Origin of the sequence: Tangfeifania diversioriginum (genome assembly GCF_900141875.1) — a bacterium.
GTDB classification, from domain to species: Bacteria; Bacteroidota; Bacteroidia; order Bacteroidales; family Prolixibacteraceae; genus Tangfeifania; species Tangfeifania diversioriginum.
This window is the reverse complement of the sequence record NZ_FQZE01000034.1, coordinates 12,417-34,977: the sequence shown is the minus strand read 5'-3', so window position 1 is coordinate 34,977 and position 22,561 is coordinate 12,417. Positions and strand designations below refer to the sequence as shown.

22 protein-coding genes are annotated in these 22,561 nt (G+C 43.7%); 13 read left to right on the top strand and 9 right to left on the bottom strand.

The genetic code is table 11. The features are described from left to right. Positions 1-1,173 carry a C45 family autoproteolytic acyltransferase/hydrolase gene (locus BUC07_RS17390; RefSeq protein ID WP_073172694.1) on the bottom strand — a complete coding sequence of 391 codons (1,173 nt, stop codon included), beginning with the start codon at positions 1,171-1,173 and terminating at the stop codon, positions 1-3. A gap of 3 nt (positions 1,174-1,176) precedes the next feature. After that, complete coding sequence (locus BUC07_RS17385; protein WP_217652726.1) at positions 1,177-2,481, bottom strand: Gfo/Idh/MocA family protein; 1,305 nt, start codon at positions 2,479-2,481, stop codon at positions 1,177-1,179. A 374-nt stretch (positions 2,482-2,855) separates the two neighbouring features. On the opposite strand from BUC07_RS17385, the gene BUC07_RS17380 reads away from it, so the two are divergent. The 7 genes from BUC07_RS17380 (at position 2,856) to BUC07_RS17350 (ending at position 10,902) form a co-directional block, all read left to right on the top strand. Then, the gene (locus tag BUC07_RS17380; protein WP_073172688.1) at positions 2,856-4,340 is read left to right on the top strand and encodes a TlpA family protein disulfide reductase; all 1,485 of its coding nucleotides are present in this window, start codon (positions 2,856-2,858) and stop codon (positions 4,338-4,340) included. Positions 4,341-4,465: 125 nt separating this feature from the next. After that, positions 4,466-6,292 (top strand): sodium:solute symporter family protein, encoded by a 1,827-nt coding sequence (locus tag BUC07_RS17375; protein ID WP_073172685.1) that lies wholly within the window; start codon positions 4,466-4,468, stop codon positions 6,290-6,292. Positions 6,293-6,357: 65 nt separating this feature from the next. Beyond that, positions 6,358-7,554 carry a glycoside hydrolase family 130 protein gene (locus BUC07_RS17370; protein WP_073172682.1) on the top strand — a complete coding sequence of 399 codons (1,197 nt, stop codon included), beginning with the start codon at positions 6,358-6,360 and terminating at the stop codon, positions 7,552-7,554. A 77-nt stretch (positions 7,555-7,631) separates the two neighbouring features. Beyond that, positions 7,632-8,636 (top strand): Gfo/Idh/MocA family protein, encoded by a 1,005-nt coding sequence (locus tag BUC07_RS17365; RefSeq protein WP_073172678.1) that lies wholly within the window; start codon positions 7,632-7,634, stop codon positions 8,634-8,636. Positions 8,637-8,650: 14 nt separating this feature from the next. Further along, positions 8,651-9,088, top strand: coding sequence for a hypothetical protein (locus BUC07_RS17360; protein WP_139279629.1), 438 nt, complete (start codon positions 8,651-8,653; stop codon positions 9,086-9,088). 32 nt (positions 9,089-9,120) lie between these two features. Then, the gene (locus BUC07_RS17355; protein WP_073172671.1) at positions 9,121-10,329 is read left to right on the top strand and encodes an AGE family epimerase/isomerase; all 1,209 of its coding nucleotides are present in this window, start codon (positions 9,121-9,123) and stop codon (positions 10,327-10,329) included. Between the two features lie 24 nt (positions 10,330-10,353). After that, on the top strand, positions 10,354-10,902 hold the full coding sequence (locus BUC07_RS17350) for a lipocalin family protein (RefSeq protein WP_073172667.1): 549 nt from the start codon (positions 10,354-10,356) through the stop codon (positions 10,900-10,902). 22 nt (positions 10,903-10,924) lie between these two features. Here the strand turns inward: BUC07_RS17350 and BUC07_RS17345 are convergent, their stop codons facing one another. Continuing rightward, entirely contained in the window at positions 10,925-11,383 is a 459-nt protein-coding gene (locus tag BUC07_RS17345) for a TlpA family protein disulfide reductase (protein ID WP_073172665.1), read from the bottom strand. 113 nt (positions 11,384-11,496) lie between these two features. Here BUC07_RS17345 and BUC07_RS17340 point away from each other — a divergent pair, with 113 nt between their 5' ends. The 3 genes from BUC07_RS17340 (at position 11,497) to BUC07_RS17330 (ending at position 15,768) form a co-directional block, all read left to right on the top strand. Next, positions 11,497-12,843: an MATE family efflux transporter gene (locus tag BUC07_RS17340; protein ID WP_073172662.1), complete on the top strand. Its 1,347-nt coding sequence runs from the start codon at positions 11,497-11,499 to the stop codon at positions 12,841-12,843. A gap of 225 nt (positions 12,844-13,068) precedes the next feature. Continuing rightward, entirely contained in the window at positions 13,069-15,129 is a 2,061-nt protein-coding gene (locus BUC07_RS17335) for a HelD family protein (protein ID WP_073172659.1), read from the top strand. Between the two features lie 3 nt (positions 15,130-15,132). Continuing rightward, complete coding sequence (locus BUC07_RS17330) at positions 15,133-15,768, top strand: class I SAM-dependent methyltransferase (RefSeq protein ID WP_073172656.1); 636 nt, start codon at positions 15,133-15,135, stop codon at positions 15,766-15,768. A 30-nt stretch (positions 15,769-15,798) separates the two neighbouring features. Here BUC07_RS17330 and BUC07_RS17325 read toward each other — a convergent pair whose 3' ends face one another. The 4 genes from BUC07_RS17325 to BUC07_RS17310 all read right to left on the bottom strand — a co-directional run bounded on the left by BUC07_RS17325 (position 15,799) and on the right by BUC07_RS17310 (position 17,889). Next, entirely contained in the window at positions 15,799-16,155 is a 357-nt protein-coding gene (locus BUC07_RS17325) for a DsrE/DsrF/TusD sulfur relay family protein (protein WP_073172653.1), read from the bottom strand. A 6-nt stretch (positions 16,156-16,161) separates the two neighbouring features. Beyond that, entirely contained in the window at positions 16,162-16,497 is a 336-nt protein-coding gene (locus tag BUC07_RS17320; protein WP_073172650.1) for a TraR/DksA family transcriptional regulator, read from the bottom strand. A gap of 141 nt (positions 16,498-16,638) precedes the next feature. Then, positions 16,639-17,277, bottom strand: a complete 639-nt coding sequence (locus BUC07_RS17315) for a hypothetical protein (protein WP_073172646.1) — start codon at positions 17,275-17,277, stop codon at positions 16,639-16,641. A gap of 168 nt (positions 17,278-17,445) precedes the next feature. Further along, complete coding sequence (locus BUC07_RS17310) at positions 17,446-17,889, bottom strand: DoxX family protein (protein ID WP_073172642.1); 444 nt, start codon at positions 17,887-17,889, stop codon at positions 17,446-17,448. 272 nt (positions 17,890-18,161) lie between these two features. Between BUC07_RS17310 and BUC07_RS17305 the strand changes: the two genes are divergently transcribed. From BUC07_RS17305 to BUC07_RS17295, 3 genes are all read left to right on the top strand, one after another. Next, positions 18,162-19,031: a sigma-70 family RNA polymerase sigma factor gene (locus BUC07_RS17305; RefSeq protein WP_073172640.1), complete on the top strand. Its 870-nt coding sequence runs from the start codon at positions 18,162-18,164 to the stop codon at positions 19,029-19,031. 128 nt (positions 19,032-19,159) lie between these two features. After that, positions 19,160-19,438, top strand: coding sequence for a hypothetical protein (locus tag BUC07_RS17300; RefSeq protein ID WP_073172636.1), 279 nt, complete (start codon positions 19,160-19,162; stop codon positions 19,436-19,438). Between the two features lie 180 nt (positions 19,439-19,618). Next, positions 19,619-19,954: a hypothetical protein gene (locus tag BUC07_RS17295; RefSeq protein WP_073172632.1), complete on the top strand. Its 336-nt coding sequence runs from the start codon at positions 19,619-19,621 to the stop codon at positions 19,952-19,954. 179 nt (positions 19,955-20,133) lie between these two features. Here the strand turns inward: BUC07_RS17295 and BUC07_RS17290 are convergent, their stop codons facing one another. Both BUC07_RS17290 and BUC07_RS17285 read right to left on the bottom strand, forming a co-directional pair. Then, complete coding sequence (locus tag BUC07_RS17290) at positions 20,134-22,044, bottom strand: pyruvate carboxylase subunit B (protein WP_073172629.1); 1,911 nt, start codon at positions 22,042-22,044, stop codon at positions 20,134-20,136. 309 nt (positions 22,045-22,353) lie between these two features. After that, positions 22,354-22,545: a hypothetical protein gene (locus tag BUC07_RS17285; RefSeq protein WP_073172626.1), complete on the bottom strand. Its 192-nt coding sequence runs from the start codon at positions 22,543-22,545 to the stop codon at positions 22,354-22,356. Positions 22,546-22,561: the final 16 nt, after the last annotated feature.

Here is a 22,561-nt window from a genome sequence, read left to right as displayed (position 1 = left end):
TTATTCGCTGAGCAGTTTTTTAACATCTAAAGGAATAAACGGCCCTTTTGTTGCCGGAACCCGATTCATGCTGACATGTATCTGCATTTTGGCAGGTTCGAACAGGATGCACTGAAGGTTTTCTCTGGGTTTACGGGCTGCATGCATGGCTTTTTTCAGGTTGCCAAAATTAAATGTCCCGTAGTTATCACGGGCTTCAAGCATTAACTGAGAGAACCGTTTGTCAGTCACTGTTTCTTCAAACATCCCGGGGGAGTAGAAATAGTTGGATGCTGCTAAAACTCCTTTGCTGCCTTTTCTAATGGCAAAGTTTTGTTGCCCCAATTCGGCAAGCAGAGCTTCGGTACTGTCGGCACACATTACATTTACCGGCACTAGGTGTTGCTGTTCCGTTAAAATTTTTATCATTTCGTCTGCTGAGCCGGCTTTTTCAGCTGCATATTGCATTGCAAGCTGCACGGGCAGGCCGTCAAATTTGTCTTCGTCTTCAAAACCGTTGTAAACAAGCATGTTGCCGTAGCATACGCCTTTTTCATTAATTCCGGTGAATGTGCCGGCCAATCCAAGAAAAGAGGAAGCAACAGTGGCATAACCATGGTGGGGATGTTTTACCACTGTCAGGCCCAGTGCTTTATTAATTTTTTTGAAATTGTAGTCCGCGTTTCTTCCCATTAGTAATTGTCCGTCATTGGTGGCATCTCCCCATACAGCCAACACACTGCACGTTGCTTTTGGAACTGTATTGAGGGCCAGTAGTTTGAGGTATTCCACTCCCGAGTTTTCTGCCATTCCTGTAATAAAGGCAACCGTTTCAGGGGGAAGTTGTTCTTTTAGTTTAGTGGCTTTCTCGAAATAGCTGTTAAGCGTTTTTTCAGGAAAGAATTTTTCGCTTATATAAGCCAGGGCGTTAAGTTGTTTTTGAAGGATTGAACCATATTGCCTTCCCATTTCCTGCGGCCCCCCGTAAAGATGAATTACAGGTATCCCTTCATAATATTTCAGCCGTGGTGTCCCTCCTTTATTGGGAAATTCGTTATCCCAGTTTTCGTTAAAAACAGTGTTAAATGCTTTGTATGTACTACATCCTGAAAGCAATATAAATGTAAGGGTACAGAAAAGTAAACTAACCCTGAAAGTAGTTAAAACCTTCAGGGTTAATATTTTCAATTTCATTTTTTAAAAATCAGTGTAATCCCATTTTCCACGATATGGACGGCCTACCATAAGGTTAGCATAGTCGTCGCCAACAAACTTCTCTTTTTCAGGGTTCCACAATAGCGGACGCCCAAGTTCATAAGCAATGTTGGTAACGTTACAAACCGAAGCGGTGCGGTGCCCGGTTTCCACATCCGAAACAGGCTTGGTGCGGTTTTTTATGGCATCCACCCAGTCCTGGTAGTGATTATCGCTGAAATAAACCCGTTCATCGGTATCTTTTAATTCCGCTTTTGCAAGGTTTTCGTTGGGGAAAGTGCGTAAAAAGCTGCGGCTTACTTCAATTCGTCCTTCTGTGCCAATAAACTGCACTGCATTGTAATCACCCTCGCCGCCCCATTGTTTGTGGTTCATTCTTACACCATTTTCATAAACCATTGTAAGTCCGTTGTCCTGTGTCGGGTCGGCAGGAGGTAAAAATTGCACGGGACCCGATTCGTCCATGCCAAGTGCCCACTGGGCAATATCAAACATGTGGGCACCCCAGTCGGTAATCAGGCCGCCGCCAAAATTCCGGTAGCCACGCCACCATGCCCACGGGCCGTCGGTGCTCACTGGCGCTAAATCTTCGTGGTAACCCCGGTAAAGCGACGGGCCAACCCATTCGTTCCAATCCAGCCCCTCGGGAACCGGTTGTGTGGGCAAATCGCATTGTTTTACCGGTTCGCCAACACTCACGTTAACTTCTTTAATTTCACCAATATAACCGTTGCGAACTAACTCAACAGCATGGCGGAAATCGCGCCATGAGCGCTGCATGTTGCCGGTTTGGAACACGCGGTCGTATTTGCGGGTGGCGTTTACCATGGCACGGCCTTCGGCAACTGTAAGTGCCAGTGGTTTTTCGCAGTAGATATCTTTTCCTGCTTTGGCGGCATCAACAGCAATTTGTGCGTGCCAGTGGTCGGGAGTGACAATTACAACGGCATCCACATCGCTGCGTTCCAACAGCTCGCGATAGAAGTGGTAGCTGTCAACTTTTGCGTTCAGCCCTTTGTCTGTATTTTTTTTGTTGGCCGATTCGATGAATTTGTTCAGCTTGCTGTCAAAAACGTCGCAGGCAGCAACAACGGCTGTTTCTTTGCAGCCGCCAATACCATTGAGCAGCGTGTAAACTTGTTTCCCGGTTCCAATGAATCCCAGGTTAATACGATCGTTGGCAGCAACAAATCCTTTCCCGCCCATTACATGTCGTGGAATAATGGTTACTGCTGCTGCGCCGGCAGCTGCTTTTCCAATAAAGTTTCTTCGGTTCATCTTGTTCATAATGAAAAGTTTTACTGATTTACTATTATTTTAGAATATTAAACTCAACGGTTTTTGGTCTTTCAGACATCAAAGCAAAATTAAAATTTTTATTCAATTCTCATTAGCTTGTTTAGTGAATTGAACTGGTTAGACCAAAAATAAATTATCAAGCGCTCCGTTTCAATAAATGCATGAACAAAAGTGATACTTAAAAGCAGATTTCCGGGTAAATTGCCTAAAATTTTGTACACAATCCCAATTCAATTTGTGCCATTTTTACCGGTTCTGAAACCAGAAACCACGGGGAAAGCCACTTTTTGCTATGTTGTAGATTTTCTAAAAGTTACTACTTTTGATCGGTTAAATCTTTGAGATCAAAAAGTATCCATTATATGATAAAACAGGTGTTTTTTTTGATTGCAACATCGTTAGTTTTGTTTTGTGGCTCAGCTGCACCCCAGCCTTTTACATTGCAGGTAATTGTGAAAAATCAACCCGCTGCCCCTGCTGTTCTGGGCACTTTAAGGGGTGATAATTTTCTGCCGCTCGACACGCTGAAAGCGCAGCCTGTATTACGGGATCCTTCTTCAGTAGCTGAACCTGCATTGAAGAACTTTCATTTTCATTTTTCTGACAATGCCGTAAGAGGGGTTTACAGGCTCATGCTCGGCCAAACCACTTACGCAAAAGTAATGAACGAACCGCCGCAGCAACTCGATTTTATTTTCAATAAAGAAAATATTGTTTTAGAAACTGATTTTAAAGCCCCGCTGGACAGCCTGCAGGTTCACGAATCGGTAGAAAACCGCGTGTGGTTTGATTTTTTGCAGAAAGAACAATTGCTGACAGAAGAGATGGAATTGCTGGAAAAGGAAGTGGATTATTACAAGTCGAGGGTTGTTGAAGCCAGATCATCAGGAGGGAATACCACAAACTTGCAGGAGTTGGAACAGCAGGCCGATCAAAAAGCCAATGCGTTCAATCAACTGCAAATGGAGCGCAATATGTTTGTGGAAAATACGGTAAAAGAAAACCAAAACCTTTTTACTGCACGGCTCATTCAATCCTTCAGGCAACCTTTCCGCGACGGGTATCTGAATGCAGGAGAACGGAAGAATTCGGTTCAGCAGGAGTATTTCAGCTACATTGATTTTTCAGATGAATCGCTGATTAATTCCCCGGTTTTAACCGATAAGGTTTTTGAGTTCCTGGTAAGTTATAACCAGCCTGGCTACAATCAAGAACAAAGAGAAGGGGCTTATATTGAAGCAGTTGATAGGATAATGGCCAGTGCTCAAAAAGGAAATGAAAGAGTAGCAGAATTCATTTTAAATTATTTGGTGAATGGTTTTGAAGGACTGGGCATGGAAAATGTATTGACCTACATTGCGGAAAATTACAGCGATAATATTTGTCAGACCGACGAAAAAACCACACTTGAGCGCAAGCTGGAATACCAGAAAATGAAGCCCGGAACTTTTGTCCCCGATTTTACAATGGACAATATTAAAGGCCAGCCGCTGACTTTCTCGCATGTGCAGGAAAGCCGCAACCTTATTATTTTTTGGGCCAGTTGGTGCCCCCACTGTGTTGAATTGCTGCCCCGAGTTAAAACCTGGTTCCGGCAATTTAACCCCGGCAATTTTGAAATTATAGCCATTTCGCTCGATACTTCTGAAAAAGAGTGGAAAAATGCAGTTACTACAGCAGGGTTCGAAGAGTTTTATAACCTTTCGGATCTTAAAATGTGGGACGGGAAAGTTACAGAAGACTACAATGTATTTGCCACGCCCACTATGTTTTTAATCGATGCAAACCGGAAAATTCTGGCCAAACCGGAAACCTTTGAAGAGTTACTGAAGAATGCTGCTCGGTAACTGAAAATCTGTTTAATCCAAATAATGGTTAGCTATGTGGAAATTTGATGTAAAATTGTATTTTTGACAAAAACTATATTTTTATTGCAATCTTGATTATAAACCAATAACTAACAGACCCGGAAATGAAACTCACGATTATCGACATTGTCATAATTTTTGCCTACCTCCTTGCCACCGTTTTTATTGGCCTCATTCTTAAAAAAGTAGCCCAGAAAAGCAAAGCCAACTACCTGCTGGGCGGAAACAAACTGCCCTGGTACATGCTCGGCCTTTCCAACGCATCGGGTATGTTCGATATTTCTGGCACCATGTGGCTGGTAACGCTGCTGTTTGTTTACGGGCTGAAAAGTATTTGGATTCCCTGGCTCTGGCCGGTTTTTAACCAGATTTTTCTGATGGTGTTTCTGAGTATCTGGCTGCGCCGCTCGAAAGTAACTACCGGTGCCGAATGGATAAACACCCGCTTTGGCCGCCGGCGCGACAGTAACCTCTCGCACGGGGTGGTGGTGGTGTTTGCACTCATTATGTGTCTCGGCTACCTCGCCTACGGGTTTATCGGGCTGGGGAAATTTGTCATGATTTTTATCCCGTGGGATGTGGTGGCACCCTACATTCCGTTTGAAGTTCCGCTGGAATACGTACCCCATATTTACGGAATTGCCTTTACGCTGTTTGCCGTGTTTTACGCGGTGTTGGGCGGAATGTCCAGCATCGTGTGGGCCGATGTGCTGCAGTATGTTATCATGACCATTTCTGCTATTTTGATCGGCATCCTCGCCATGAAAGCCATGGCGGTGGAAACACTGCAAGTACCCGATGGCTGGCACTCGCCCTTTTTCGGCCGGGAGCTCGACCTCGACTGGCGCGGAACCATCGATGAAGTGAATGCCAAAATTGCCAGCGACGGCTATTCGCTCTTTTCCATCTTTTTTATGATGATGGTTTTCAAAGGTGTCCTGGTTTCGTTGGCCGGACCGGCGCCAACCTACGATATGCAGAAAATTCTTTCCACAAAATCGCCCAAAGAAGCCGCTAAAATGAGCGGATTTGTTTCAGTCGTGCTGATGCCCATTCGCTATTTTATGATTGCAGGTTTTGCCATTCTCGGGCTGCTGTATTACGATCGGCTGAACCTGATGGTGGCCGGCCAAATTGATTTCGAACAGATTTTACCGTCGGCCATTTCAGAATTTGTGCCCATCGGTTTTATGGGATTGCTGCTGGCCGGGTTGCTGGCGGCATTTAACTCCACTTTTGCCGGAACACTCAATGCAGCCCAGGCATACCTTGTAAACGATATTTACCTGCGCTACATCAAACCCGATGCGTCGAATATCGAAACCCGCAACATGAATTACATTACCGGCGTTCTGGTGGTGATTGTCAGTATCATTTTCGGCGTTTTTGCGCAGGATGTCAACAGCGTACTGCAGTGGATTGTGTCGGCGCTTTACGGTAGTTACGTGGTTTCCAACGTACTGAAATGGTACTGGTGGCGGTTCAACGGGTACGGCTATTTCTGGGGAATGGTTACCGGATTAATCCCGGCGCTGATTTTCCCCTATGTTTTTTCTGAAACGCTCGATTTATACTACTTCCCGTGGCTGCTGCTCATTTCAATTGTTGGTGCGCTGCTCGGAACATTTCTTACCAAACCAACTGATGAAGAAACCCTGAAGGGATTTTACAAAAATGTGAATCCCTGGGGATTTTGGGGCCCCATCAAACGCAAAGTAATGGCCGAAGATCCCACATTTGTGCCCAATAAAAATTTCAAACGCGATATGCTAAATGTGTTGCTGGGCACTATCGCCCAAACTGCGCTGGTAGCGCTGCCTATTTATATCATATTGAAAGAGACACTGCCCATCTGGATAACAATCATTATTACGCTGATTTGCGGATTTATTCTCAAAAAAACATGGTGGGACAGGCTGCCGGATAAGTAGTTTGTAGTTCGAAGTTTGTGGTTTGTTGTTCAGGTTTCGAAGTTTAAAAAATTAAAAGCAATAATATGATCCCATCAAAAAAAGAGTTCAATAAGCAACTGGAAAAACTGAAAAAGCAGCATGTGAAGTTGCTGACGAAAAAGAATAAACCGCAAAAAAAGGCATATAACGGAATTTATACACGCTATAAACGTCCGATACTAACCGGCGAACATGCGCCGCTGGAGTGGCGGTTCAATTTAAATTACGAAACCAATCCGTTTTTAATGCAACGGATTGGAATTAACGCAGCGTTTAACAGCGGTGCCATTTATCTTGATGGGAAATATTTACTTGTAGCCCGCGTGGAAGGTTGGGACCGCAAATCGTTTTTTGCTGTGGCTGAAAGTCCGAATGGAATTGACAACTGGCGGTTTTGGAAACGCCCCATAGTCCTACCCGAAACGGATGAACCCGATACAAATGTGTACGACATGCGGGTAGTTCAGCATGAAGACGGCTGGATTTACGGTATTTTTTGTGCCGAACGGAAAGATTCTTCGGCACCAAAGGGCGACACCTCCATGGCAACCGCCAGTGGCGGAATTGCACGCACCAAAGATTTGGTGAACTGGGAACGCCTGCCCGATTTCATTTCGCACCACGGACAACAGCGAAACCTGGTGTTGCATCCCGAATTTGTGGATGGTATATATGCTTTTTACACCCGCCCGCAGGATGGGTTCATTGAAGTGGGCGGCGGTGGCGGCATTGGCTGGGCTCTGGTTGACGACATCACCAAAGCCGAAGCGCTGCACGAAGAAATCATCGATGAGAAAGTGTACCACAGCATCAAAGAACTGAAAAACGGGCAGGGCCCGGCACCGCTGAAAACTGAAAAAGGATGGCTGCACCTGGCACATGGTGTGCGTAGCTGTGCGGCTGGATTGCGGTATGTGTTGTACATGTTTGTGGCAAGCCTGGAAGATCCGTCGAAAGTGATTGCGAGACCCGGCGGGTATTTTATGGCACCGGAAGGGGAGGAGCGCATCGGCGATGTTTCGAACGTTTTGTTCGCCAACGGTTGGATTCGAAACGAAAAAGATGAGGTTTTTATTTATTACGGTTCATCCGATACGCGCATGCACGTGGCCACTTCAACCATCGAGCGGCTGGTGGATTATTGTCTGAACACTCCGGAAGACGGATTGCGTTCGGCCGAAAGTGTGAAGAAAATTAATGAATTAATAGATCGCAATAAGTCATACCCTCACTCAAAGTGAGGATATGACTGAGCCTTTGGTTTCAGAAAAATTGGAAAACGTGAAACACTTCGTACTTTTGGAGAAATATTAAAATTATGGAAAAAACTTACAACTGGGCCGTGTTAGGCTGCGGTCATATTGCCAAAAAGTTTAGTAACGATTTAAAATTGCTGCCCAATGCAAATCTTTACGCGGCTGCTTCGCGCAACCTTCAAAAAGCAAAAGGTTTTGCCGGCGAATTTGGATATGAAAAAGCTTACGGGAGTTACGAAGAGATGGTGAACGACCCGAAAGTGGATGTGGTGTATGTGGCCACGCCTCACTCGCATCACCGCGAGCACGCCCTGCTATGCCTGGAAAACCAAAAGGCCGTTTTGTGCGAAAAAGCTTTTGCAATGAACCGGAATGAAGCCTCGGAAATTATTGCTGTTGCACAGAAAAACAACACGTTTTTAATGGAGGCATTCTGGACCATGTTTCAGCCGAGTTTCAAAAAGGCAATGGAAATTATCAAATCCGGTGAGTTGGGTAAGCTAAAAACGGTTCGTTCCGATTTTGCATTCAACGGAGTTTTCGATCCTCAGAAGCGGCTTTACAACGTGAATCTTGGTGGCGGGTCGCTGCTCGATATTGGAATATATCCTGTATTTGCGGCGCTTACTTCGCTGGGGAAACCTGAAATCATAAAAACATTTGCCGATTTTGCTTCAACTGGTTCGGAAGAAAGTATCAGTATGATATTCAAATACAAAAATGGCCAAATGGCCAGCCTCACTTCCAGCTTTGCTTCTTTTTCGCCCACTCAAACTGAGTATTGGTGCGAAAACGGCTACCTGGTTTTAAATCCCAAATGGTTTGTGCCTACAAATATTACCGTTTGGAAAAAAGGTGAAGAGCCCGTGAATTATCCGTCGGAACACAAGGAAGGTTTTGGTTACCAGTACGAAGCTGCGCATGTGATGGATTGCCTCGATGCCGGTAAAATTGAAAGCGACAGAATGCCCTGGCAAATGAGCCTCGACCTGATGGAAACGCTGGACAGGGTTCGTATCGATGCCGGGATATTTTTCCCGGGTCACGATAAAAACTTATTTTTTTAATAAAATTAATCTGAATGAATATGAAGAAAAATCAATTATTGTTAATCGTAATTTTAGCTGTCACTGTTGCATCCTGTATGATGTCAGGTAGTTCGGGTGAAAGTGATGCAAATCGTAAGGATGTTGTCGGGAGCTGGCAAATTGCCGGGAAATCCTACGAAACGATTAAAGATAAAAATGAGGAGAAGGAGACTCAAACTGTGCTTTCATTTCAGTTGAAGGCGGACTCAACAGGTACCATGGTTTATGAGATGAAAAACAGGAAGAATGAAATACCTATTACCTGGACCTGGAAAGCTGAAAAAAAACTTGGCAGCGAAAACTTTGGAGTGAGCATGAAAAGTGATGTTGTGATACGTGGCGGTGGATTTACTATGTTGGGATTAATGATAGAAGAAAATGCGGGGAAGCTGAATTTAAAATCATCCGATTATCTGTTTGAAAAAGATTAGCCGAAATTTATTTGTAAACTCATTCTATTTGCATGAATTTAAATAAGTTAAAAAAGGAGTTTGAAAATGAACTCACCGATAACATCCTGAACTACTGGGCAAAAGAAGTTTATGATCCGAAACGGGGAACCTTTTTCGGGCGGATTACCAACAATGGTGAGAAATTTCCGGAAGCGCCGCTTTCTGCTGTTTTTATTACGCGAATTATGTGGACTTATGCTGCGGCTTACCGCCATTATCCAACAGCTGTTTACCAAAAAATGGCCGATGAGGCATTTCGCATTTTGAAGGAATCGTTTTGGGATCCGGTTAACGGGGGAATTTATTGGAGCGTTAATCCTGAAGGCACACCCGTGGATACCAAAAAGCAGTTTTATGCCGAAGCATTTTTCATTTATGCACTTTCAGAATATTACCTTGCTTTTAAAGATAAAACGGCGAAGCAAATTGCGGAGTCAATGTTCATGCTAATGGAAAAATTTGCTTTCGACAACGAATTTGGCGGATATTTTGAGGCCAAAACTGCCGACTGGGAAGAAACCGACGACCAGCGACTGAGCCCCCAAGAACTGAATGTGAAAAAGTCGATGAATACACACCTTCATATCCTGGAAGCCTACACCAACCTGTACCGGATTTGGAAAACCGAAGAGTCGGAAAAGCAGCTGCGCCATCTCATTCGCCTTTTTCTCGATAAAATTATTGATGCGGAAACTTATCATTTCCACCTGTTTTTTGATGCCGACTGGACCGTGCGTTCTGACATCGATTCCTACGGTCACGATATTGAAGGAAGCTGGCTGCTTTGCGAGGCTGCCGAAGTTTTGGGCGACGAGGAACTGATTGAAGAAGTGGAGAAAGTGGCCATCAAAATGGCTGAAGTGACTAAAAATGAAGGATTAGATGAAAACGGAGGATTGTATTATGAAAAAGATGGCGATCACTTGCAGGAACAGTTCGACTGGTGGCCGCAGGCAGAAGCGGTAGTCGGGTTTTTCAATGCCTGGCAACTGACTGGCGAGGAGAATTACCTCGGACTCACCCGGCAAAGCTGGGGTTTTATTCAGAAATACATTATCGACTCTGAAAAAGGGGAGTGGTTTTGGGGAGTGGATGCTGAACTGAAAACCCTGCCCAATGACAAAGTAAACGGCTGGAAAGCACCGTACCACAACAGCCGAATGTGCATGGAAATGATGCGCAGAATTGCACAGGATGGAGAAAAAAAAGCTGACAAATAAAGTATCAGTTTGAAATTTCATAGAATGAGAAAACTTTTGGTTATTTTGTCAGTTGTTACTGCATTTTCAGGATTAAACACGGGATGTAAAACAACACAGACAACAGTGGATACAACTACAATTAACGAACTCGATTTGGACAGGTACCTCGGAAAGTGGTACGAAATTGCCCGGTATGATCACTCTTTTGAGCGTGATTTGGTTGGCGTAACGGCTACCTATTCTTATCGCGACGACGGAAAAATAAAAGTGGTGAACGCGGGCTTCAAAAACAGCCTCGATGGAAAATATAATGAAGCCATTGGAAAAGCAAAGCAGCCTAATCCTGAAAAAGCCCCCGGAAAGTTGAAAGTCTCCTTTTTCTGGATTTTTTATGCCGATTATTTTATTCTCGAACTTGACGAAGATTACCAGTGGGTACTAATCGGAAGTTCGTCCGATAAATATTTGTGGATTTTAAGCCGCACACCTCAGCTTGAAAAAGAAACGCTGAATGACATTCTTTCAAAGGCAGAAGAGCGCGGATACAATACCAGCAAGTTGATTTGGGTGGAGCAGAAAACGCAAATTTAGAAAGAACAGTTCTGTTTTTGGGTCATTGTATTTTTTGCAGTAATTTTTCTCCTGAAATAAATCCGTATTTTCTGAAAATCTCCTTTCCCTGTTTGTCGAGAATCAAATGGGTGGGAACTGCCGAAATCCCGAAATATTTCATCACATTCTGGCTGTTTGCGTTCATTACACTCAGCACAACGACATTTATTTTTTCGCCCGGTGTGTTTTCTACTTTTTCCAGTTCAGGTTTCATTTGTTTACAAATGGTGCATCCGGTGGATTTGAATTGCAGCAGCGTGTATTCAAAATTTTTATTGTTTTGCGTGTAGTTGAAAAGTGAATCCACCCACTGTTCCCCCGAAATAACCTCCCCGCTTTGATTCGATTCCCTCATTTTTTCAGAAATAAAGTTGTTAAGGTTGTCTTTCATGAAATACCCCAGCAGCAAAAACGCAACCAGCAATGATGAAAGGATAACAGGAAGGTATTGTTTTTTCATTTTCAGATCCGTTTCTACAAAGTTAAAATTTTTGAAGTAACAGATTTTAACCCTCCAAAGGATTAAGCCTCGAAATATTCTTTCAATTCATTTTTATACGCAATATTTGTAAAATGCCGAAAGTTAATAAAAACCTCACCGAGGGAAATATTGGCAGGCAGTTGACAAGCCTTACCTGGCCCATGTTGCTGGGCCTGGCAGGCATGGTGATTTTCAACCTGGTGGACACCTATTTCATCGGGCGGCTGGGAGTGCAGCAGCTGGCAGCCATCGGGTTTTGTTTTCCGGTTATCATGTTTGTGAATAGTCTGGCTCACGGAATAGGTATTGGAACTTCCTCGCTCGTATCGCGCAACATTGTAAGTACCAGGCGCGAAATTGTGCGCCGGATGGCCAGCCGTGCAGTTTTTCTGGGTGTCATTATTGTTGTGGTATTTGTGATTTTCGGCCTGTTAACCATCAAATCCTTATTTTCCGCACTTGGAGCAGTTCCCGAAATTTTGGGATACATCAACGATTACATGAGTGTGTGGTACTATGGGGTTGCATTTGTAGTGGTGCCCATGATTGGAAACAACATTGTACGCGCCACCGGTGACACTTTTTATCCCGGGATGCTCATGGTTCTGGCGGCGGTAATCAATGCCATTCTCGACCCCTTGCTGATTTTTGGCATTGGCCCGTTTCCCGAAATGGGCATAAAAGGTGCCGCCCTTGCTACAGTTATTTCAAGAGGAGCAAGCCTGATTTTTATTCTTTTTATCCTCATTCGCCGCGAAAATTTGTTGACCCGGAGCATTGGCCGTATTTCTGAAATTTTGAAAACCTGGGGCGAAGTATTGTACATTGCCGGTCCTGCAAGCTTGGCTTTGTTGATTACTCCCATTTCGCTCGGACTGATTACCCGAATTATTGCCGGTTTTGGCGAAGAGGCAGTGGCAGCTTTCGGTGTGGCTTCGCGTGTTGAAACCTTTGCCCTCATGATGATCTCAGCGCTGGGCTCTGTGATGATTATTTATATGGGGCAGAATATCAGTCAGCATAAATTTTCAAGGATTTTTCAGGCGTTAAAATATGCGGGAATCTTTTCGTTGAGCTGGGGTGCTTTAATTTTTGTGGGATTTCTACTTTTTGCCGATTCCGTTTCTGCATTATTTTCCGATAATCAAGCGGTTATTGACATTACTTCCGATTATCTGAAAATTGTGGGGATGAGCTACGGATTTCAGGGATTGGTGATGCTCAGCATGGCCAGTTTCAACGGCCTTAAAAAACCGTTGCCTTCCGCGTTTTTTTCATTCCTTCGCATGATGGGGATCTATGTTCCTCTTGCCTGGCTGGGAAGTATTCTGTTTGAGTTGCCCGGTGTGTTTTGGGCCGCCTTTACCGCCAATGTCATCTCCGGAGTGGCTGCATTTTTTTACCTAATCCGCACTGTCAAAAAAATGAAAGGTACATGAGGAAATCGATAATTTTCCGCAAACTTACATTTTTGTTAAGCCTGACTGGCTTTTCCCATCTGTCAACCCGATTTTGCTATTTTTGCACCGCAATGTGAAAAACAAACATTAACATCATAACCGGTTTGTTCAAAGGCCGGAATAATTCAATCCACAATTTTTTGTTTGATTGACGGGGTGCACAGGCATCCTGAAATCGAGGTACTTTAAAGGAGAAGGGAAAACATGATTCACAAAACAGAAGCCGAAGAACGGGAATATTTAAATGCAGTAACGCAAAAACTGAACAATGCCCTGGAAGAAATTGACAATAAAGTTTCGGGATATACCAAAGATTTGCAGGAACAGAAAAATTACCTGTACGAGAATAAATCCGACATGGATCATGTGGAGAAAAATGCCGTACGGCAATCGGTAACAACCGCCGCATTAACCGGTGAAGCTGCCCTGGAGCGCAAAAAACGAATTCAGAAACTGCTCAAATCTCCCTACTTTGGCCGCTTCGATTTTTCGGAAAATGGCAACGGGCAGGCATTTCCTGTTTACGTAGGAGTTCATGCTTATTTTGATGAAGCAGAAAAAGCCAACCTGATTCACGACTGGCGGGCGCCCATTTCCACGCTGTTTTACGATTTTGAAAATGGCCCGGCGTACTACGAAACTCCGGATGGCAGAGTGGATGGAATCATCTTGCTGAAACGGCAATACCGTATCCGCAATGGGAAAATGGAGTACATGCTGGAAAGTTCGCTCAACATTCACGACGATATTTTGCAGAAGGAGTTGAGCAAAGCATCGGACGATAAAATGAACCATATCGTGGCCACTATTCAGCGTAACCAGAATGCCATCATCCGCAACGAAACCTCGCGTGAGCTGATCATTCAGGGGGTGGCCGGCTCGGGGAAAACCTCCATCGCCTTGCATCGCATCGCTTTTTTGTTGTACCGTTTCCGCGAAGATATTTCTTCCGAAGACATTTTGATTCTTTCTCCTAACAAGGTGTTTGCCGACTACATTTCAAACGTGTTACCCGAGTTGGGTGAAGAGAAAATTCCTGAACTGGGGATGGAAGAGCTGGCCGCCAACCTGCTGGATGGAAAATATCGGTTTCAAACCTTTTTCCAGCAGGTTTCCGCGCTTCTGGAGAAAAACAATGAGGCTTTTCGCGAACGCATTCAGTTTAAATCCACCTTCGGATTTGTGAAAAAACTGAACGAGTACCTGGCACACATCGAAAACAACTATTTTGAACCCGAAATGCTGATGGTAAAAAGGAATCCTGTTCCTGTAGATTACATTGAAGAACATTTCCGGAAATGGCACCGGGTGCCTTTGTTTAGCCGTTTCAATAAAGTGGTGGAAGACATCGAGCGTGATCTGCTGTTTTACAACAATTACGAAATTTCGGGAAAAGAACGCAACGAACTGCGCAAATCAGTTAAAAATATGTTCCGCATCACGAATTTGCGGGCGCTGTACAAAGATTTTTACGAATGGTTAGAAATGCCGGAAATGCTGAAAATGGCCGCCAAAAGTGCGTACGAATATTCCGATGTCTTTCCGCTTATTTTCCTGAAAATGAAACTGGAAGGCGCGGGTTCGTTCAGTAAGGTGAAACACCTGCTGGTGGACGAAATGCAGGATTACACGCCGGTGCAATATGCCGTTTTAGCGCGGTTATTTCCCTGCAAAAAAACCATTCTGGGCGATGCCAGCCAGTCGGTGAACACTTACAGTTCGTCGTCTTCCGAAGAAATTGCCAAAGTATTTCCCGGTGCCGATGTGATGAAACTGAACAAAAGCTACCGTTCTACTTATGAAATTGCCTCATTTGCCCAAAAAATTATTCCCAACACCGAAATGGAAGCCATGGAACGACACGGCGAAGAACCGGCTGTTATTCATTGCAAAAACAGGGCAGGGGAGTTGAAATTGATCCAGGAACGCATTGCTGCGTTCAAAGAATCAGAGCACCACTCGCTGGGAATTATCTGTAAAACCCAGAAACAGGCCGCCCAAATTCATAATGAGTTATCGGAAGAATTTCCGGATGCTATATTACTTACAGAAGAAAGCGCGGCTTTTTCGGGCGGGGTAATTGTTTGCTCGGTGCACATGTCGAAAGGACTGGAGTTTGATGAGGTGGTAGTGCCCGGCGCTGATGCAAAAAATTACCACAGTTCCAACGATCGCAGCTTGTTTTACATTGCCTGTACACGCGCCATGCACAAGTTGAGTATTACGTTTGTAGAGGAGAAATCACTTTTTTTGAATGGAGAATAGTCTATGGAAATTTGTCCGCTGTGTTATACAAAAAGTTTTCAACCCGAAATAGAAGGTCCTCAGGGCCGCAGGTTATATCTGTGCGAAAACTGTAAGCTGGTATTTGAAAAGAGAATTAACCGTCCGGAGCGAGATGTGGAAAAAGATCGTTACCTGGAGCATGACAACAGTATAAACGATAAAGGGTATGTGCAACATTTGAACCGGGCCATAAAACCTGTGTTAAACTATTTAAAGCCCGATTATCAGGGACTTGATTACGGTTGTGGCCCGGTACCCACGCTCAACCGGCTGCTCGAAAAAGAAAGCTATAATTGTGAATTTTACGATCCCATCTTTTTCCCTGAACCACCGACGGGAAAGTTCGATTTTATTTTTGCCACCGAGTGCTTCGAGCATTTTTTCAGACCAGCCGATGAAATGTGCAAATTAAGCGGCTTGCTCAAACCGGAAGGAATTCTCGTGGTTATGACACAACCCTGGAAGGATACAACCAAATTTAAAAGCTGGCGGTATGCCACCGATCCCACGCATGTGGTTTTTTACAACCTGGAAACCATTGAGTTTATTTCCCGGAATTATGGTTTTACTTTGCTGAAAAATTACCGGGACCGGGTTTTTATTCTTCAGAAAAAATGAACGGACACCTGGCTTGCTGATTTTTATTTCTCAGAAAGTGATCACTTTATCGCTGTCCACCACCCATTCGGTTAACTCGGGCATGGTACTGATTTCAGTTCCTTCAATGAGCGGGGTATTTTTCAATCCGCGGGCATCGGCACATGAGCCACAGATTTTTACTTTGGCGCCCTTTTTAATGGAGGACTTCATCATTCGTTCGATGTTGTAATACCCGTTTGGTGTGGTTTGTCCGGCTACGGCACACGATGTAGCATCGGCCATCAAAAAAATCCGTACTTCCACATCTTCGTGGGCTTTGTTCAACTGGTTGGCCAAACGTAATCCGTTATATGCTTTCTCTGTCCCGTATGGTCCGTCGTTAATTAAAATCAAAATTTTCTGCATAGTTTGTTATTTATTTAAACATTCGGCACAAAATCGTATTTCGGGCCTGATTTTCAGTCGTTCGATTGCAATGGGTTGGTGGCATTTTAGGCACAGTCCATAATCTTTATCGTGAACGACCTGCGAAATTTTCTGTAGCTGATCGAGCCGGGATTGCAGGTTGCGCATACTGGCATCCACAATACTTTTGTTGTTGATGGCATCCATCCGCGAAATACGCCCGATGGCATTGTCGGGCGATACGGGAGACGTAAATTCTTTTAATTCCGTTATTTTTTTCGTGAGTTTTTTAATGTCACGATTAATTACCTCAATGATTTGCTGGCGTTCTTCTGGTGTCATATTCTTTTTGATATGCCTCCAAAAATAAGGTTATTTTTTGAGGTTCCTGTTTTATCACAGAACAACTTCAAAATCAATTTTGACAAGAAAAAAATACCAATTGAGGATTTTCATCGACTTTCAGCGTTGGTAATTTAAAAATTAAGGCAACGGGCTTCCCACCGGAATATCGCAGCGGTGCCCCGGCTGTCCGTGTGGCGGATTTATCCGTTCTCCGCTTGCAGTAGTTGTTGGTGTTGTTTGCCTTCTTTGCGAACCATTCAGACGCCTTGCATTTTCAATAGTAGGCGCCATTGGGTTGTTGGCAAGTGTTGGAGCGGTGTTGCCGGCGGACACTGTGTTATTTGCCGGCGCAGCATTTAGCGGTTGACCAACCGGAATGTCGCACCGGTGCCCGGGTTCACCGTGTGGAGGATTAATCATTACCTGCTCATTTGTATTGCTTGCAGTTGTTGCAGTTAACGGTTGCCCCACCGGAATATCGCAGCGGTGCCCCGGCTGTCCGTGTGGCGGGTTTATCATCACCTGTTCACTGTTTTCTTCGGTTGTCTGTTGTGCTGCTGTTTCTGAAACCGGTTCTGCAATTTCATCTGTAACAATATCATTTTCTGATGTGTTGGCTTCTGGTTCAGAATTCACAATATTGTTTTGTTGTTGTTCGGGTAATTGGGAAGACTGGTTGGAATCATTCCTTGCAGGACTGCATGAAACTATTGCAAACAGGGCTGCTGCAGCAAAAACAGAACTATATAATTTGAATTGATTTTTCAGGTACTTCATAATTTAAAATTTATTGATTTATAAATAGTTGTTTCATTTTTAATAAGCTGTTAAAACTTGCTATTGAAACAACACCTTTGAGCTCAAATGGTTTATCGTAAGTTATTCAATTTTTCAAAGTCGGTAAATGTTTTGGAATGAACCAATTTCGAATGTGTTTTGAAATGATCAGGAAGAATAAAGTAGTTTATCTGCCGACCATTTTCCTGCTCCGTTTATCAGCAAGAAAATAAGCAGCATGGCCATGGCAAAATCGGTGCGGGCGGCATGGGCCATAAACCAGAATCCTTCGTTCAGCAAAATGGGGATTTTGGTACTTATCAGAGCGGTTGCCATTATGGTTAACAGCGGAATGGCAGCCAGCCGTGTGAGCAAGCCGGTTAACAGAAGAATTCCGCAAACAACTTCGAAGCTTGCCACAAAATATGCCCAAAACTCCGGGTTTTCGAAACCGATTTTTGTAAACCTACCCACACCTACAATTTCGGGAAGAAGAAATTTCTGAATGCCTTCGGACAGAAAAACCAGCCCGACAATGATTCGTGGGATGAGAGAACGATTGTCATCTGTCGTTTTTACCAGCTTTTCAAAAAAATGATTGATTGAATTCATTGTGTTTCAATTTCAAGAATAACAACCTTACTTCAGGTTTGTTTTTACAGCCTTTCTCCGGTTCTATCGTCCGTCGGGTTTCATCGGTGTTTCATCTTGGCCACTGTTTTAATTTTTCGCTCGCAAGGCCTGGCGATGCAGCAAAAGGGTTTCGCGACAGCAATAAAATCTTTCGTTAAGTGAACATCTATAAACAAATTGATGATATGTGTGTTTGGTTGTAATGATTTGATGACTTTAGCTAAATAGAAACCCAATAACAAAAATTTACTATGAAGCAATTTAAAATTAGTAAACAATTCACCGATCGTGATAATTTTACCCTGAATATTTACCTGCAGGAAATTGGCAAAACAGATATTTTGACCGCTGAGCAGGAATTTGAACTTGCCCGCCGAATTGAAGAAGGGGATAAAAGAGCGCTTGATGAATTGGTTAAGGCTAATCTTCGTTTTGTGGTTTCTGTTGCAAAAAAATACCAGAACCAGGGATTGAGTTTATCGGATTTGATTAGTGAGGGAAATGTGGGGTTAATCACTGCTGCCGAGCGTTTTGACAGAACCCGCGGGTTTAAATTTATTTCTTATGCTGTATGGTGGATCAGGCAATCAATTTTGCAGGCAATAGCTGAGAAATCCAGAATAGTGAGGGTTCCGCAAAATAAAGTGGGGTTGAAAAATAAAATCACTAAAGCGTATAACCAGTTGAGCCATGAGTTTCTTCGCGAACCAACTATCGACGAATTATCCGATTTATTGGATTTGCAGTATGAAATTGTTGAAGAAGTAATAAATTCTGTAAATGACCAAATATCAATGGATGCCCCACTTGGCAATGAGGGTGAAACGAATTTGTACGATATGACTTTGAATGAAGATTCGCCCAGTGCTGAAACCCACTTAAATAAAGATTCATTTCGGATAGAAATAGAACGCTCGCTTGCAGTGCTTAATGAGCGGGATTCTGAAATTGTCCGTTGTTTATATGGATTCAATGAACAGGAGCCTCTTTCTTTGAGCGAAACAGCATTCATTTTTGGATTGTCACAAGATAGGGTGCGTCAAATAATGGATGGTGCAATTAAAAAACTAAAAACTCATCACCAAAGCAAAAGTGTACTCAAAGAATATATGTATGCATAGTGGCTAATGCCGGTTAAATTGTTGAAATTCAACTTTGGTCGATTCCTGTCAGTTGCACAATTTTTTCAAGGTAGAAGTATCTCAACCAGGAAACAAACCAACCGCTTATAATTAGAATGAAATGAGTTATGGCAACAATAATTAAACCCGAAGAACTGGATTTCAGGCCCGATGCAAAGTCACCGGAAGACTTTAGTGTTGAAACGTTAGCGCCCAGGTTAAGCACCCTGGCAAAATCAGAGAAATTTATGTTTGACATACGTAAACTTCAACCGGATAAATATTCCTTTCCTTATCATTTTCATAAGGATGCAGAGGAACTTATAAAGATTCTTTCAGGAAGTACAGCAGGCTTTTTTACGTTAAATGCCGAAAAAAGCGCCAGGGCTTACGAAAACAGCTGTTGAAAAAGAAAGACATATTGGAAGAGCTGCACCGAAAATGGCTGAAAGAATTTTCAGGGGATTTGTAAACGTCTCCGGGCTGGCTTGATAATTTTCAATCCCGGTTTTCATGAACATCATCCAGAATAATACGTTCGGTAGTGTATTAATTATTTTTTAAAACATTAACTTAAAAATTTCACTATGAACAAAAAAGTACTATTCGCGCTAATTATGGCCTTTGGAATTTTGGGACTTGCTGCCTGCAGCAACGATGACGATGTTACCGACGAACCCTGTTCAACTGCCTGGTCAACTGAAATTCAGGCCGAAATTGAAGGCATGTCGCTTGCGGCACAAACTTATGCTTCCGACCCAACACCAGCCAATTGCGAAGCATACAGATCTGCCGCCCAGGCTTATATCGATGCGTTAAAACCCTATGGTGATTGTGCCACTTTAACAGGGCAAAGCAGAGTGGCCTGGGAAGAAGCAGTAGCTGAAGCCGAAGCAGATATTGCTGAAATGGACTGCTCGTAGCACAGTTTATTTCAGGTTCATAATAAAAGTTAAAACCCAGAGGTGTATGATCTTTAACACCCCTGGGCAACTTTTACACAAAAAATCCGATAAATGCCACATCGCAGTCAGCCAAAAGAACACCGATGTGGTGAGTGAGTAACCCAATATCTCAGGTTTTTCATAAATGGTAAAACCAATTAACCTGCAGGTTCAATAATCATCAGCACATCTCCTTTCGAAACCGAGTCACTCGCTTCAAATTTGATCTCTTTCACAACACCATCTACCGCAGAGTCTATATTATTCATCATTTTCATGGCTTCAATAACAGCTACAGTTTCTCCGGCATTTACTTTATCGCCCACTGCTTTTTTATACTCCACAATCATTCCCGGAAGCGGAGCAGTGAGGCTGCCTGTTTGTTCAACCTCTTTTATTCCCGCTTTCTTTTTGCGGCGGACCTGCGGACCGGCAACTCCGGTTGAATTCGGATCGTTAATCTCAACCGTGAAGGTTTCACCATCGACCGTGACTTCCAGTTCACGTCCGTTACCCGATGATTTTTTCGAGGTGAGTTCGCCTGCCAGTGCTTTCCGCACAATTTCGGCTTCCTTTTTCACCTGCTCCATGGTTTTTGGTTTCACGTCTTCAGGAATTTCTTCAAGTCCATACTTCCATTTCAGAAAACGCTTGCCGGTTACCGGATACAAAGCGCAAAGCACTTCATCGTCTTTATTTTTAGCGAGGTCACCGAATTTTTTCTTTACCTCCTCCATTTCAGGCTCCAAAATTGACCCCGGACGAACGGTAATCGGCGTTTCTCCGCGTGGATAACCTTTCAGAGCTTTTTCCTGGACTTCAGGATTGATGGGCAGGGTAGTTTTTCCGTACAAACCGTAGCAAAGGTCTTTTACCTCTTTGGTAATTTTTGAATATTCGCCTTCGTAAGAATCGAACAGTACGTTGTTTACTGTTTGCACACCCACAATTTGTGACGTAGGTGTTACCAACGGAATGTTCCCCAAATCTTTCCTCACTTTTGGCAGCAGGCGGAAAACCTCGTCCAGCTTATCCAGTGCATCCATTGCTTTCAGCTGGTTTACCAGGTTTGAAAGCATTCCGCCCGGAGTTTGATGGAGCAACACGTTGATATCGGTAATGGCGTATTTCGGACTGTTGTCCAAATGCCGGTATTTCGGAATGTATTTTTCCATTTCAGCAGCAATCTCATTCACTTTGTTGATGTCCAACCCGGTGTCTCGGTTTGTTCCCAACAACGACATAATTAACGGTTCAACCGCCGCGTGGGAAGTACGGTAAGCGTAAGGACCGATGCAGGTATCGACAATATCCACCCCCGCCTCGATGGCTTTAAAAATAGCCAGATCGCCCATGCCCGATGTAAAGTGGGTATGCAAATTTACAGGAATGTCGGTGATTTTTTTGATCTCACGAACCAGGTTATAGATATCGTAAGGAGCAATCAAACCTGCCATATCTTTAATACAGATGGAATCCACACCAAAATCAACCAGTTCTTTCACTTTGCCGGTGTAGTATTCCATATTGTACACATCGCCTCCAAGCCGCGGTTGATCGAGCGTGTAGCACACCACTCCCTGAAAATGTTTTTTGTTGTTTTTGATAACTTTCGCTGCCGTTTCAAAATTGCGAAAATCGTTCAGTGCATCAAAACAGCGGAAAATATCCATTCCGTTGTCGGCAGCCCGCTGAACGAATGCTTCCACCACATCGTCGGCATAATTGCGGTAACCCACTACGTTTTGACCGCGCAAAAGCATCATAAACGGCGTTTTGGGCATGTGCTTTTTCAGCGTACGCAAACGCTCCCACGGGTCTTCACCCAAATACCTGTGCATGGCATCGAACGTGGCGCCCCCCCAGGTTTCCACTGCATTAAAGCCTACGTTGTCCATCATTTCAGCCACCGGGATCATATCTTCGGTGCGGCCACGCGTGGCAAACAACGACTGGTGTCCGTCGCGTAAACTTAAATCGTTAATTTTTATCGGATTGTCGGCCTTTGGCCGGTCTTTTTCAAATTTCAGTAGAGCCATTTTAAGCGCTCCGTGTTTATCGTATTTCATTGTTTTTCCTTTTTAATTGTTTTTTATGTTCATTCAACATATAGTGCTGCGTCAATTATTTTTTGTCATTTCGAGTTTTCACCCAATTTTATTGGGCATAATGAAACGATGACAGACTAACTATTGCTGTCATTTCGACGAGTATTCGAGGAGAAATCTGTTTCAAATTCAGAGATTTCCTGCCCGTCCCTGCCCGGCAAAGTCATTCAGGCGGGCGGTCAGGCGGGCTCACCCGGAATACCGGGATTCTCACAAAGTGATCGCTTCGCGTGAAATGACAATTTTTGATGATTTATGGCTGACACAACATTAGGCTCTGAGCAGCACGCGTCCCCTGAGCTGAATGACCTGGCGCTTGTTCATATTTATTTCAATACCTGTACGCGACCATCTGCCTAAACGTGTTTTGTTTTCGGATACTACTGCATTTGCTTTTTCCTGTTCGATGTAATAAGCTGCAGCTATCATGGCTGCTTTTCTCTTTTTTTCGTAAGTAGTCATAACAGTATATTTTAAA